Annotated in this window: 12 protein-coding genes; 7 read left to right on the plus strand and 5 right to left on the minus strand. The window is 64.5% G+C overall.

Going from position 1 to position 13,340, the window contains the following annotated elements:
- Positions 1 to 14: 14 nt before the first annotated feature.
- The 6 genes from hemL to ccsB all read left to right on the plus strand — a co-directional run bounded on the left by hemL (position 15) and on the right by ccsB (position 6,239).
- Complete coding sequence (gene hemL, locus ACSMXN_RS01845) at positions 15 to 1,394, plus strand: glutamate-1-semialdehyde 2,1-aminomutase (protein WP_022913569.1); 1,380 nt, start codon at positions 15 to 17, stop codon at positions 1,392 to 1,394.
- A gap of 4 nt (positions 1,395 to 1,398) precedes the next feature.
- Positions 1,399 to 2,037 carry a histidine phosphatase family protein gene (locus ACSMXN_RS01850; protein WP_022913570.1) on the plus strand — a complete coding sequence of 213 codons (639 nt, stop codon included), beginning with the start codon at positions 1,399 to 1,401 and terminating at the stop codon, positions 2,035 to 2,037.
- 89 nt (positions 2,038 to 2,126) lie between these two features.
- On the plus strand, positions 2,127 to 2,726 hold the full coding sequence (locus tag ACSMXN_RS01855) for a TlpA disulfide reductase family protein (RefSeq protein ID WP_022913571.1): 600 nt from the start codon (positions 2,127 to 2,129) through the stop codon (positions 2,724 to 2,726).
- Entirely contained in the window at positions 2,726 to 3,538 is an 813-nt protein-coding gene (locus ACSMXN_RS01860; protein ID WP_022913572.1) for a cytochrome c biogenesis protein CcdA, read from the plus strand. The genes ACSMXN_RS01855 and ACSMXN_RS01860 overlap by 1 nt, the downstream gene beginning before the upstream one ends.
- A complete protein-coding gene (resB, locus tag ACSMXN_RS01865; protein ID WP_022913573.1) occupies positions 3,539 to 5,158 on the plus strand; it encodes a cytochrome c biogenesis protein ResB in 1,620 nt (539 codons plus the stop codon). It abuts the gene before it with no gap.
- Positions 5,159 to 5,162: 4 nt separating this feature from the next.
- Positions 5,163 to 6,239: a c-type cytochrome biogenesis protein CcsB gene (gene ccsB, locus ACSMXN_RS01870; RefSeq protein ID WP_022913574.1), complete on the plus strand. Its 1,077-nt coding sequence runs from the start codon at positions 5,163 to 5,165 to the stop codon at positions 6,237 to 6,239.
- A 7-nt stretch (positions 6,240 to 6,246) separates the two neighbouring features.
- On the opposite strand, the gene ACSMXN_RS01875 is transcribed toward ccsB, so the two are convergent.
- Positions 6,247 to 6,639, minus strand: coding sequence for a hypothetical protein (locus tag ACSMXN_RS01875; protein WP_022913575.1), 393 nt, complete (start codon positions 6,637 to 6,639; stop codon positions 6,247 to 6,249).
- Between the two features lie 184 nt (positions 6,640 to 6,823).
- Here ACSMXN_RS01875 and ACSMXN_RS01880 point away from each other — a divergent pair, with 184 nt between their 5' ends.
- On the plus strand, positions 6,824 to 8,281 hold the full coding sequence (locus ACSMXN_RS01880; RefSeq protein WP_027139502.1) for a menaquinone biosynthesis decarboxylase: 1,458 nt from the start codon (positions 6,824 to 6,826) through the stop codon (positions 8,279 to 8,281).
- On the opposite strand, the gene ACSMXN_RS01885 is transcribed toward ACSMXN_RS01880, so the two are convergent.
- From ACSMXN_RS01885 to ACSMXN_RS01900, 4 genes are all read right to left on the minus strand, one after another.
- Positions 8,282 to 9,004: a VWA domain-containing protein gene (locus tag ACSMXN_RS01885; protein ID WP_155958392.1), complete on the minus strand. Its 723-nt coding sequence runs from the start codon at positions 9,002 to 9,004 to the stop codon at positions 8,282 to 8,284.
- A gap of 74 nt (positions 9,005 to 9,078) precedes the next feature.
- Positions 9,079 to 9,819 carry a hypothetical protein gene (locus ACSMXN_RS01890; RefSeq protein WP_455407799.1) on the minus strand — a complete coding sequence of 247 codons (741 nt, stop codon included), beginning with the start codon at positions 9,817 to 9,819 and terminating at the stop codon, positions 9,079 to 9,081.
- A gap of 343 nt (positions 9,820 to 10,162) precedes the next feature.
- Complete coding sequence (locus ACSMXN_RS01895; protein ID WP_022913578.1) at positions 10,163 to 11,401, minus strand: polyamine ABC transporter substrate-binding protein; 1,239 nt, start codon at positions 11,399 to 11,401, stop codon at positions 10,163 to 10,165.
- Between the two features lie 3 nt (positions 11,402 to 11,404).
- Entirely contained in the window at positions 11,405 to 13,096 is a 1,692-nt protein-coding gene (locus tag ACSMXN_RS01900) for a substrate-binding domain-containing protein (RefSeq protein ID WP_196811300.1), read from the minus strand.
- Positions 13,097 to 13,340 lie beyond the last annotated feature (244 nt).

Raw genomic sequence — 13,340 nt, forward strand, 5'->3', positions numbered from 1 at the left:
GGAGACTGAGCGCCGTGACTGACGCTCCCATCTCTGCCGAACTGTTCGCTCGCGCTCAACGTGTCACCCCTGGTGGCGTCAACTCGCCGGTGCGGGCGTTTCGAGCAGTCGGCGGCACTCCACGCTTCATGGTGAGCGGCACCGGCCCGTATCTGACCGATGCGGACGGCGTCACCTATGTCGATCTCGTGGCCTCCTGGGGCCCGATGATCTTGGGTCATGCGCATCCCGCCGTGGTGGAGGCCGTCCGTGAAGCAGCTACCCACGGACTGAGCTTCGGCACGCCTACTCTGGGTGAGATCGAATTGGCTGAAGAGATCATCGACAAGCTCACCGCGAGTGCTCGGCGCCGGGGCGCTGCCAGCCCGCTCGAAGAGATCCGGCTGGTGAATTCCGGGACCGAGGCCACCATGTCGGCCATCCGGCTGGCACGTGGCGCCACTGGCCGAGCCAAGATCATCAAGTTCGCGGGCTGCTATCACGGCCACGTCGATGCCCTCCTCGCCAGTGCAGGCTCTGGCGTGGTGACCTTCGGTCTGCCGGACACTCCCGGCGTGACGGGTGCGCAGGCAGGCGAAACCATAGTCCTGCCCTACAACGATCTGGACGCCGTCCGCGCTGCCTTCGAAGAGGACGGGACCGATATCGCGGCCGTCATCACCGAAGCAGCGGCTGGCAACATGGGCACGGTGTCGCCGCTCCCCGGCTTCAACCAGGGCCTGCGCGCGATCACCAATCAGTACGGCGCCTTGCTCATCATGGACGAGGTGATGACCGGGTTCCGGGTCAGCGACGCCGGTTGGTACGGATTGGATCCGGTCGAAGCCGACCTGTTCACCTTCGGCAAGGTCATGTCGGGTGGCTTGCCGGCAGCCGCGTTCGGTGGCAAAGCCGCCATCATGGGTCATCTCGCACCCGCGGGCCCGGTCTATCAAGCAGGCACGCTGAGCGGCAATCCGGTCGCGGTCGCCGCAGGACTGGCCAGCCTGCGCAACGCCACCCCTGAGGTCTACGCGAGGCTCGATCAGAACGCGCAGACGATCGGCCGGCTGGTCACGGACGCGCTCACGGCCGAAGGGGTCGCGCACCACCTGCAATTCGCCGGCAACCTGTTCTCGGTATTTTTCACCGATCAACCCGTGACCAACTTCGTGCAGGCACAGGCTACGGAGACCTTCCGCTACGGCCCGTTCTTTCACGCCATGCTCAGTGCTGGCGTCTACTTGCCGCCGAGCGCCTTCGAATCTTGGTTCGTGACGGCGGCTCACGACGACGAGGCGATCGCAAAGATAGCCGCTGCGCTGCCGGCCGCCGCCAGGGCCGCCGCCGCTGCGCAGCCGGCCACCGAGAAGCCGGCCACCGAGAATGCGGCCACCGAGAAGCTGGCGAAGTAACGCCGTGCAAACGATCGTGCACGTGCTGCGCCACGGCGAGGTCTTCAACCCGGACAAGGTCCTGTACGGGCGGCTGCCCGGCTTTCGGTTGTCGGAGGCGGGCGAGGGTATGGCGCTGAAGGCGGCGGCGTACCTCGCTGGACGCGACGTGACGCACGTCGTTTCTTCGCCGTTGCAACGAGCTCGGGAAACAGCGCGTCCGATGGCCGAGCAGTTCGGGCTCGAAGTGGCAATCGACGACCGGCTGATCGAGGCCGCCAACGCCTTCGAGGGCCAGCGCGTGACCGGTCGGGGCGGCGTGCTCAAACACCCGCGAAGCTGGCGGCGATTCGTCAATCCATTCAAACCCTCGTGGGGTGAGCCGTACCACCAAGTAGCTGATCGGATGTTCGCCGCCGCGCTCAAGGCACGTGACCAGGCGCTGGGTCACGAGGCTGTCTGCGTCTCACATCAGCTTCCGATCGTCTGTCTGCGGCGCGCAGCCGAAGGCCAGCACCTGTGGCACGACCCTCGCAAACGGCAGTGTTCCCTCGCTTCGATCACCTCGTTGGTCTTCGAGGACGACGCGGTCATTCGGGTGGACTACGCCGAGCCAGCAGGCACGACGCCGAACGATCTGGCCAACCAGCAATCAGGCGCGTAAGCCCATCCAGTTCTATTACGGACACAGATGGTGCTCAGAATCTGGGGTAGGTGTCGATGTGGCCTGAGGCACGCTGCACACTGGAGCAGATGAGGACTCGCCACCGAGGATCAGCCGCGGCTGCGCTGTGCGTAGCCGCGCTGTTGACCACTCTGCTCGCGGCGTGTACCGGCGGCAAGAATGCCGTCGACCAGAATGCCAACGGCCAGTACCGCTACGTCCAGTCTACGACTCGAGGCAGCGTGATTCCGGTCGACAAGCGCAAGGCCGCTGGCGACTTCAATGGTCCGCTGCTGCCCGGTGACGGCGCATACGCGCTGAAGCAGGACGCCGGCAACGTAGTCGTGTTGAGCTACTTCGCCTCCTGGTGCGGCCCGTGCCAGACCGAGACCCCGCAACTGGACGCGCTGTATCGGCAGCGCAAGGCCAGCGGGACGAAGTTCGTGGGCATCGATGTGAAGGACCCGTCCAAGAGCGCGGCTCAGTCCTGGGTTCAGGACAAGGCGTTGACCTTCCCAATCGTGTACGACCAGACCGGCAAGACCGCTCTGGAGCTCGGCAACATACCGACCCAGATCCCGATGAGCGTGGTCATCGACAAGCAGGGACGGGTGGCCGCGGTGTATTTCGGCTCGACCCTGCCCGCGGATCTGACTCCGGTACTCGACACGCTGGCCAAAGAGGTCTGATGGCCAGCTCGCCGCTCGCTGCTGACACGCTCGTCAGCACGGTGAACAGCGGGCCGCTGATAGCCGCGATCGGTGTCTCGCTAGTGGTGGGCGTGATCGGCTTCCTGTCGCCGTGTGTGCTGCCGCTCGTACCCGGTTATCTCTCGTATGTCGCAGGTTTGTCCGGCTCCGAGGCCGCCGCGGCTGGTTCGACAGCAGCCGGCGGCGGATCGACCCGGGTACTCGTTCGACAGCGTCGGATGATCGCTGGCGCATTGCTGTTCGTACTCGGCTTCACCACGGTATTTGTCGCCGCTGGTGCCCTGTTCGGCTCGCTGGGCTCGCAGATGGCGGTGCATCACGTAGCCCTCGAGCGAACCTTCGGCGTTATCACGATTCTCATGGGTTTGGTGTTCGTCGGCAAGATCCCTTTCATGCAAAGGGAGTTGAAGGTCCATCGGTTACCGCAGTCGGGTCTGATCGGTGCTCCGTTGCTGGGCTTGACATTCGGGCTGGCCTGGACGCCGTGTCTCACGCCGACGCTGAGCGCGGTCCTCGGCCTGGCGACCTCGCAGGCCACCGCCGGCCGGGGAATGGTCCTTTCGGCTGCCTACTGCCTGGGTCTGGGTGTGCCGTTCATCCTGGTGGCGATGGGCATCGGCTGGGTGACGGGCACTCTGACGGTGCTACGTCGGCACGCGGCGCTGGTGAGCCGAATCGGTGGCGGTGTACTCATCGTGTTCGGCATCTTGTTGCTGACCGGCACCTGGGATGACTGGATCTTGCGATTGAACGCAGCGTTCGCAGGCAAGTTCATCGGATCGGGTCTGTAGATGCCGACTCTGCTGTTGAGGGCGCGATCCATCGTCAGACAGGCGTGGCGCCGGCTGATTTCGATGCGGACCGCACTCGTCCTACTCTTCCTGCTTGCGCTGGCAGCCGTGCCCGGATCGTTGCTACCGCAGCGTCCGCTGAACCCCGCCAAGGTCCAGACGTACCTCGCCACTCACGGCGCTTGGGGCCGCCTGCTTGATTCCCTCGGCGCCTTCGACGTGTTCGGTTCGTTCTGGTTCGCGGCCGTGTACCTGCTGCTGTTCGTGTCGCTGATCGGCTGCTTGATCCCGAGGATCCGCGTCTACGCCAGGGCATTGGCGTCCAAACCGCTCAAGGCTCCGGCGAATCTTTCGCGTCTCGCTGAGAACAGCACGCTGCAGACCAACCTCAGCCCGTCCGAAGCGGCTGAGCGGGTTCGCGGTGAGCTGCGGCCACGCTGGCGCACGATCGTGCGGACCGAGGACGCAACCGCTACCCGGCCCGCGTCGGTCACGGTGTCGGCTGAGAAGGGTTACAGCCGCGAGGCGGGAAACCTGCTCTTTCACGTTTCGTTGCTTGTTGCCCTGGTCCTGATCGCGATCGGGCGCCTTTACAGCTACGAGGGATCCACCGTAGTGACCGAGGGCGAGGGTTTCTGCAGCCAGAACACCGGTCTTTACGACTCCTACCGCGCAGGCAGTGCGGTCAACCCGACGAACATCAAGAAGTTCTGCATCGACAGCCTCGACAAGTTCACCGCGACCTATCGCGACGATGGCAGCCCATCCCAGTTCAAGGCTGATGTCACGTACCACAAGGGCGTGGACGGCCCGTCGCAACATGATGCGATCACCGTCAACCATCCGCTTCGGCTCGAAGGTGATCGGGTCTATCTGCTCAACCATGGCTTTTCGCCGACGGTCACGATTACCCGTCCGGGTGGCAAACCGATCACCCAGAGCAATGCGTTCCTGCCGCAAGACGGCTTCCTCACCAGCGAAGGCGTTTACAAGGTGCAGGGCCCGGACGGCAAGAAAGCCGATCTCGGCATCGAAGCGCTGTTCGCGCCTACCCCGCAGGACAACGGCAACGGCGTCATAACCTCGGCGGCACCGCAGGCTGACAATCCGGTACTGGCTGTCGTCGCCTATGTCGGCGACGACCAGCTCCAACTCGGGCCTCAGTCGGTCTACGTGCTCGACAAATCCAAGATGACGCAAGTGGGCATGCAGAATCTCAGCGTCGGGCAGACGATGAAGCTGCCCGATGGCACGACGGTGAAGTTCGATGGCTTCAAACAATGGGCAACTCTGCAGGTCTCGCACGACCCGACTCAGGGCTACCTGCTCATCGCGGCCATCGCCATGGTGCTCGGGTTGCTCGGCTCCCTCGTCGTCCGGCGCCGGCGGATCTGGCTGAGGATCACCCCAGCGTTGTCGGAATCGGGCGCCGCGGGTTCGGTCGCTGGCGAGCAGTCTCGTACTCTGATCGCAGTGGGCGGCCTGGCTCGCAGCGACTCCGGCGAATTCAGCAATGAATTCGCCTCTCTCGTGGCCAATCTGAACACCGCACTGAACGTCGATTCCGGCGTCGTCGAGCAACCCTCGGCGGCAGTCGGAGCAGGCGCCGGAAAGGACTGATTCGATGGCGATCAACACCGGGCTTGCGCAGCTGTCCGAAGGGCTCTGGGCGGCGGCGACGGGTACGTACATGCTGGCCGTGGTGGCCTACACCGGTGAGTACGCCTTCGGTAAGTCCGGTCGCATCGCCCGAACCTCCCCCGTCTCTGCGGCAGTCCGGGAACCAGCGATGGTGGGCAGCGCGGCCGGCGGTTCGTCCACGGTCTCCCCAGCGCAGCCGCCCTCGACTGGGAACGGCGCCTCGACCGCTTCGACCGCTTCGACCCCGTACGGCACGGGACGGATCAGCAAGCGCGACGCTGGTCACCGATGGGGGCAGGCTGCGATCGGCCTGACCCTGCTCGGGTTGGCCTTCCACATCGCCTGTGTGCTCATCCGCGGGATCGCGGTCGACCGGGTGCCGTGGGGCAACATGTACGAGTTCACCCTCGTCGTCGGCCTGATTGCCACGATCGCCTGGCTTGCCACGTTGACCCGAATGCCACAGATGCGCTACCTCGGGCTGTTCGTGATGCTGCCGGTGCTGCTGGTGATGTTCCTCGCCGGCACGCTTTACACCAAGGCTTCGAAGCTGGTTCCGGCACTGCAGTCCTATTGGCTGGCCATTCACGTCTCGTCGATCGCGGTCGCCGAGGGCATCTTGCTTACCTCGGCGGCTATCACGACGATGTACCTGCTACGGGCGCGGTACGAGCGGACGGCCGCCGCCATCGAGGCTGGTCTGCCTGGTCCGAAGCGCTTCGCCGATCTCGGCGCGAACTTTCCGCCTGCGATGTCGCTGGACAAGGCGGCGTACCGCACCGTCGCCTTCGCGTTTCCGATCTACACCGCAGGCGTGATCTTCGGCGCGATCTGGGCCGAAGCGGCCTGGGGACGGTACTGGGGCTGGGACCCCAAGGAGACCTGGGCGTTCATCGCGTGGGTCATCTACGCGATGTACCTGCATGCGCGCGCCACCGCCGGCTGGAAGGGCCACCGCGCCGCCTACATCAACCTGCTCGGCTTCGCGGCGATGACGTTCAACTTCTTCGTGGTCAACATCGTGATTTCCGGACTGCATTCCTACGCGGGTTTGAGCTGAGCTTCCGTTAGATCCCGCGCAGGAAGTCCGGATCATCGTCCGGGCCGACTGGCCGGCCCCCACCGGATCGGCCCCCGGAGCCACCGCCTGAACCACCGCCTGGGCGGCCCGTCGCACGGTCACGCAGGGCCCCGAAGGCGCCTCCGACGTTCGGACCGCCGAAGATACCTCCGGTCGGCCCGCCCGGTCGGGCTGGTCGCTCGCCGCCGCGTGGTCGACCGAACAGGACCCATGCCAGCGCCGCGACCGGCGCGAGTTCGATGAATATGATGATCAATACGACCCAGGCCGCCTTGGGTAGGTTGCGCACGCGGGTCTTGTCCGACGTGACCGAGTCGAAGATGGCCCACAACCAGAAGATAATTCCGGCCAGGGAGAGCAACCCAGCGAGCTTGATCATTCATCGAGTCTAGGTCGCTCAGCCAAGTGTCTCATCAGAAGCCAGCCGACCTGCAGCCTGCGACGCTGCTGGAGACGCCTGACAGAACCCGAAATGACGTGGATTTCAGGTTCGAAATGGCCGCGGCGCGCCCCGCAGGCCGGGGCTGATCGAGTGCTCGAGGTACGCCGACAATACTGGGGCGGTGGCATACAGCGATCTGAGCGAGTTCGTCAGAGATCTTGAGCGGTCGGGAGATCTGGTGCGGGTCAGCGCGCCGGTCGACCCGCATTTGGAGGTGACTGGCATCGTGCAGCGCGTGGTTCGGGCCAACGGCCCCGCGCTGCTCTTCGAGAACCCGACCCGCGGGTCGATGCCGCTGCTGATGAACCTCTTCGGGACGACCGCCCGGATGTGCCGCGCGCTTGGAGTTTCGGACCTCGATGAGATCGGGGCGCGGATTGCTGACCTGCTCAAGCCCGAACTCCCGCACGGCATCGGTGGGTTCAAAGACGCGCTCCTCAAGGTCTCTCAGCTACGCGCCGCGCCGCCAAAGCAGGTGAAGAACGCGGGTTGCCAGAGCGTGGTTTTACGCGGTGACGAGGTGGACCTGAACAAGCTGCCGGGTCTGCTGGCCTGGCCTGAGGACGGCGGGGTCTTCCTGAACCTGGGCCTGACCCACACGAAGCATCCAGATACCGGTGTTCGTAACCTTGGGATGTATCGATTGCAGCAGCAGGACGCTCGGACGGTGAGCCTGCACTGGCAGATCCACAAGGACTCGACGTCGCATGCGGCGATCGCTGAGCGGCGTGGCGAGCGGTTGCCGGTCGCCATCGCCTTCGGGTGCCCGCCCGCAGTTACCTACGCTGCTAGCGCACCGCTGCCGGCGGACATCGACGAGTACTTGTTCGCCGGTTTCCTGCAGAAGGAGCGGGTCGAAATGGTGGACTGCATCTCCGTGCCACTGCAGGTACCGGCCAACGCTCAGATTGTGCTCGAAGGTTGGGTCGAACCGGGACAGCGCCTGGACGAGGGCCCGTTCGGCGACCACACCGGCTTCTACACGCCGGTCGAGCCATTTCCGTTCATGCACGTCGACGTGATGACGATGCAGAAGGCACCGATCTATCAATCCATCATCGTCGGGCGACCACCGCAGGAGGATGGCCCGATGGGCAAGGCGACTGAACGGATCTTCCTACCCCTGATCAGGCTCACGATTCCAGAAATCGTCGACTATGACCTGCCGGAGGCGGGGGTCTTTCACAACTGCGCCATCGTCTCGATCGACAAGCGCTTTCCCAAACACGCCCACAAGGTGATGAACGCGATCTGGGGGGCTGGCCTGTTGTCGTTGTCGAAGCTGATCGTGGTGGTCGACGCAGATTGCGATGTGCACGACTACACCGAGGTGGCGTGGCGAGCGTTCGGCAACGTCGATTACTCGAGGGACGTCGTTCACATGACTGGTCCCGTCGACCATCTGGACCACTCGTCCTACGAACAGTTCTACGGCGGGAAGCTCGGTATCGACGCTACCTCGAAGTGGGAAACCGAGGGCTACCATCGAGCCGGCGGCTGGCCTGCTGAGTGCGTACTCGATCAGGCCACGCTCGATCTGGTGGAGCGACGGTGGTCGGAATACGGCCTCGGGCGCTGATCAGGGCGCTCTCGTGATGGCATCGAGGTAAACCGCCCTGATGTCACTGGGCTTGGCCACCGCATAACTCGGCGCATTGGTGGCCTGCGAAATCTCCTTGCAGGTGGCCACATCCGCACTGGTGCCGACAGCGATCGTGATGAGCGTTAACGGCCGGTCGGGGCTGGTCTCGGTGCGCAATCGCCGAAGCAGGGTAGCCAGTCCGACCCCATAGTTCGTCGTGTTCGCGCCGTCGGTGATCAGAACTACTGAGTTGACGGCCTTGGCGTCATAGTCTTTGCGGACGGATTCATAGGCGGCCAATGCAGTGTTGTACAAGGCCGTGTCGCCGCCGGTCAGGGCTGGGAGCCGCGCTGCAGCTTGGATCAACGCCTGCCGGCGAGTGCTCGCACCCACGTTCGAGCCGACCGGGCCGAGGGCCACGTACTCGGTCCAGTCCTGCCCGGATGATCGGTTGGACGAGAACCCCCACAGGCCGAGCCAGGACGAATCCGGAAAGAAATCGATCGCTGTTTGTTCGGCTGCGGCCGCCAACTGAATCTTGCTCTGACCGGCCGCAACCTCGGACATCGATCCGGACAGGTCGGTGACCACCAGGGTGTGAAAGGGACGGCTGGCGGCCGCCCACAGCTGCAGACTCTTGGATACGTCCACGTTCGCCGGCATTGCCAGCGGCACCACGGGTCGCGGGTCGATTTCGGTGGTGCTGTTCCCCGCGGCCAAGGGATCACCCTGGGCGTCGCGCAGAGCGAGATCGCGGTACTGCCGTTGAGCACCCTGGCTGTTGAATTCGGCAACTAGAGCTGCGCCGGCATCGCGCAGCGCCGGCTTCGCACCCGGAGCGGAGAGCTGAGCGACCGGAAAGTCCAGACTGGGAGTTTGCCCCTTGGGATAAGGGCAACGGCTCTGGCGGAAGCGGCGCCCGAGGAAGCCCCGGGGCTGGCTGTGTCAGCTGCGCGGTTCGCCAGTGCGACCTGTTGTTCAGATGCAGGTACCGCCACGACGGCGTCGGGGTGCTGGCTCAGCGTGCCGAGTGCAGCAACCGGATTGGGCACAACCGAGCGAGAAAGGCCAACCAGGGCAGCACGAAGTTGCTTGCTGGGTGTGGCATCTGTTGTGCCGAGGGCGGATTGGGCCGCGAGCAAGGTCAGCAGACCTTCGGTGCTGCTGGTCGGATCAGCGATCGACATCGCGATGTCTCCACCGGCTGCACCGGAAAGCACCGCAGGCCAGCCGGCCGCCGCCCGGCCCTGGAGCCTGGTTGCGGTAGCGGCCGAGGTAGCAAGCACCAGGGGAGTACGGGCCAACGCTGGATAGGTCGCGACACTGCGGGCCAGAGTCATGCCGTTGTCGGTTTCTTCTTGCAGACGCTGCAACCACAACGACGAGTCGGGAATCCACAGATCCGGTATGACGCCAGCTGCCTTGCCCATCGCGCTGATCGCGACAGCTGGAAGCGCCGTGTGAACTTCTGCTGACACGCAGGATCCGTCGATGACAGGCTTGGAGGCGGTCCAGGCTGCGGTCAGGTTGCTCAGCGCTGGGGCGATCGCGGGCGCGGCGATTACCGAGAGCGAGACTCTGTCCGTGCACGTGTGTTGACTTTCTGCGGCTGACGTCCGTGAAGACAGCTGCCGCGCGACCACGGACAAGCCACCGACCGCGAGGAGGACCAGCACAATTGCGACGACGGCCGTCCGGGTAGGTCGCCCATGACTGCGCCGAGCTGTGCTGGCGTGCGCGCCGTGATGCCTGCCGGCCATGCCGTGAACCCCCAAGAGTGACGTGTGGATCGCAGCACGCCTTACGTAGGGGATGCTGGCTCGCGCTGCGCGCGTCAGCAGGGTATCGGCTCATGGCCTCCGATTTCAGGCGTTCTGCTCAATCGGCGATGAGCTGCTGAAAGGCCTTGGTGTAGCGCGCCTCTTCGTCGTCGGTGAGACCACGGAACACGTGTCCCCGAGCCAACACGGCAGCGGTCGGAAAGATCAACGGGTTCTTTGCCACGTCCGGGTCGGATTTGAGCAGTGCCTCCTGCGAGCCCTGGACCGGCGAGATGTAATTGACGTAGTCCTCGACGGTGGCCATGGTCGCCGGTTCGTAGTAGTAGTTGATGAGCCGTTCGGCATTCTTCTTGTGCCGTGCGTGATTGGGTATCACGAAGTTGTCGCTCCAGATGATGTGACCAGTACTCGGTAGCGTGTAACCCAGCGCCGGGTTGTCAGCCTGCAACTGCACGATGTCGCCGGTGTAGGCCATACAGGCTGCGATCTCACCGCTGGCCAATCCGTTGGTGTAGTCGTTGCCGGTGAAGCCCTTGATCTGGCCCGACGCCTTGGCCTTGGTCAGCCGGTCCATTGCCTTATCGAAATCGGCATCGGTGAACTTCGCAGGGTCGATACCCAATGACAGCATCACCAACCCCACGGTGTCCTGCAGCTCGCTGAGCAATGTCACCCGACCCTTCAATTCGGGCATGCTGAGCAGTTGCTCGATGGTCTCGATCTTCTTGCCCGCCGTGGCCTTCGGGTTGTAGCCGATGCCGGTGAAGCCGCTCTGCCAGGGCAGCGAATAGAGCCTGCCGGGATCGAACTGGATGCTCTGCAGGGAGGTTTGCAACCTCGTAGCGTTGGGAATGTTGGCGCGATCCAGTTTTTGGATCCACCCTCGACGGATCAGCCTGGCTACCAGCCAGTCGGTCGAGCACCAGACATCGCGGCCGGTGTCTTGACCGGCGGCGAGCTGAGGTTGCACCTCGGCGAAGAATTCGTCGTTGCTGTTGTAGTCATCGGTGTAATTGACCGTGATGCCAGTTCGTTTGGTGAACGCGTCCAAGCTGGGCTCGGTGCTGTTGTCGTCGTCGACGTCGATGTAGTCGGGCCAGTTCGACCAGTTGACGACTGGCTCGCTGTCTGAGAAGTCCGACTGCCCAGCCGAGCTGCCACTCTTGGCGTTCTTGCCCGGCCACGGGTCGCAGGCCGCCAGCAACGGGGTGACGCTGACACCGACCAGCCCCGCAAGCCCGACCAAGGCAGTCCGGCGGCTTACGAGACCGCGCCACAGATCCGGGCCGCCGGGTTGGGGGGCTGCCGCTGAATTGATGTGGCGCGGAAGGACCATGGCTCAGCCCGACTTCGTGATGGCGTCGAGGAATACCCCGCGAATGTCGCCGGGTTGGGCCACCACATAGCTCGTCGCGTTGGTGGCCTGGGATATCTGCTTGCAGGTGGCAACGTCGGCATTGGCGCCGATCGCGATCGTGATCACCGGCAGCGGTCTCGTGGTCGAAGTCTCGCTTCGCAGCCGTGACAACAGCGTGTTCAGATCAACGCCGGTCGTGGCGGTGTTGGAGCCATCGGTCAGCAACACCACCGAATTGACCGCAGCAGGGTCATAGCTTGCCCGGACGGACTCATACGCTGCCAACGCGGTGTTGTAGAGCCCGGTGTCGCCGCCGGTCAGGTTTGGCAGCTGGGCTGAGGCCTGGATCAAAGCCTGCCTCCGGGTCGTTGTGCCAACCTGGGAGCCGAGCGGTCCGAGCGGCACGAATTGCTGCCAGTCCTGTCCCGGCGACCTGTCGACCGAGAAGCCCCAGAGACCCAGCGAGGACGAATCGGGAAAGAAGTCCACCGCAGCCTTCTCCGCTGCCGCGGCAAAGGCGATTTTGGTCTGGCCGCCGGCGACCTCTGACATCGACCCCGAGAGGTCTATGACGACGAGTGTGCGATTCGCGCGTTCGGCCGCAGACCATACCCGCAGGCTGTCCGAGACCCGATCGTTCGAGGGCGTGGCCAACCGGGTGAGGACTTGCGGGCTAGCGCCGACCGTGGCTTGGGTCTCTGGCAGCGGATCACCGGCCCTGTCGCGCAGCCCCGCCGCGGTGAACTGGGTGTGCGCCGCCGCGCTGGTCAGCTCCGCCACGAAGGCGCGTGCCACGTCACGCCTGGCCGGATCGCCTCCGGGTGGGGAGAACTGCGCAACCGGAAAGTCGAGAAACAGCGTTTTGCCAGCGGGGTAAACCGCAACGACTTTCGCGGTGTCCGACTTGCTGGAACTTGTCGAGCTGTTGGCCAGCACGACCTGCTGCTCAGTCGCCGGAAAGGGCTTCGCCTTCGCCGCTTGTTGGTCGATGGCCAGGAAGCCCGCATCTGACCCGGACAGGGTCGATTGCGAAAGGCCGACCAGAGTAGAGACGAGCTGACGACTCGGCGCCGAGCCATCGCCGTCCAATGCTGATTGCGCGGTTAACAGGGTCAGCAGCCCCTCAGTGCTTGCGGTCGGGTCGGTTACGGCCGCCGTCGGCTGGGCTCCGGCGCCGCCGGTCGTACCGGTGAGAACCCCCGACCAGCCCTTGGCGGCACTGGCCTTGAGGGCTGGTGCGGCCGCCGCGGAACCAGCCAGGACGAGCGGCGTGCTGGCGATAGACGGATAGTTCCAGATGCTCCGGGCAGGCGTATCGAGGCCGTCGGTGTCTTGCCGGAGCCGCTGCAACCACAGGGATGAGTCCGGTATCCACAAATCCGGCACCGCGACCCCGGACTTGCTGAGTGTCGCTTCGGCGTCAGCCGACTTGGTCGCATGCACCTGTACGGACGGGCAGACGCCGTCGACGACCGGCTTGTTGGCCGTCCATTCATCCGCGAGGTTGGTCAGAGCAGGCGCGATGGCCGGCGCGGCGATGACGGACAGTGACAGCCCAGAGGCGCATGAACCGCCGCCTGTTGCCGACTGCACTGACGTTCGATCGTGCCGCAGTAATGCGATTACGCCACCGGCAACTGCGATCAGAAGGAGCGCTAGCAAACCGACGAGCACCCGCGATCCCGATCGGCCGCGCCTGCTGCGGTGGCCACGCTCGGGCGGCTGACCCTTTCCGTCCCGCGCGGAACTCTGATGCCTGCCAGCCATAATCACCCCGATTTGGCGTCCGAATCATCGATGCAGCCAACCGCCGCTACCGAGAGAACCGTTTGCGCGCCTGTGCAGAGTAACCCGGTACGGCGCCTGTTTGGCTAGGTATATGACGATCAAGCAGCAACAGATTCGCGCTCACGGGTCA

The organism is Parajatrophihabitans canadensis, from assembly GCF_053764775.1.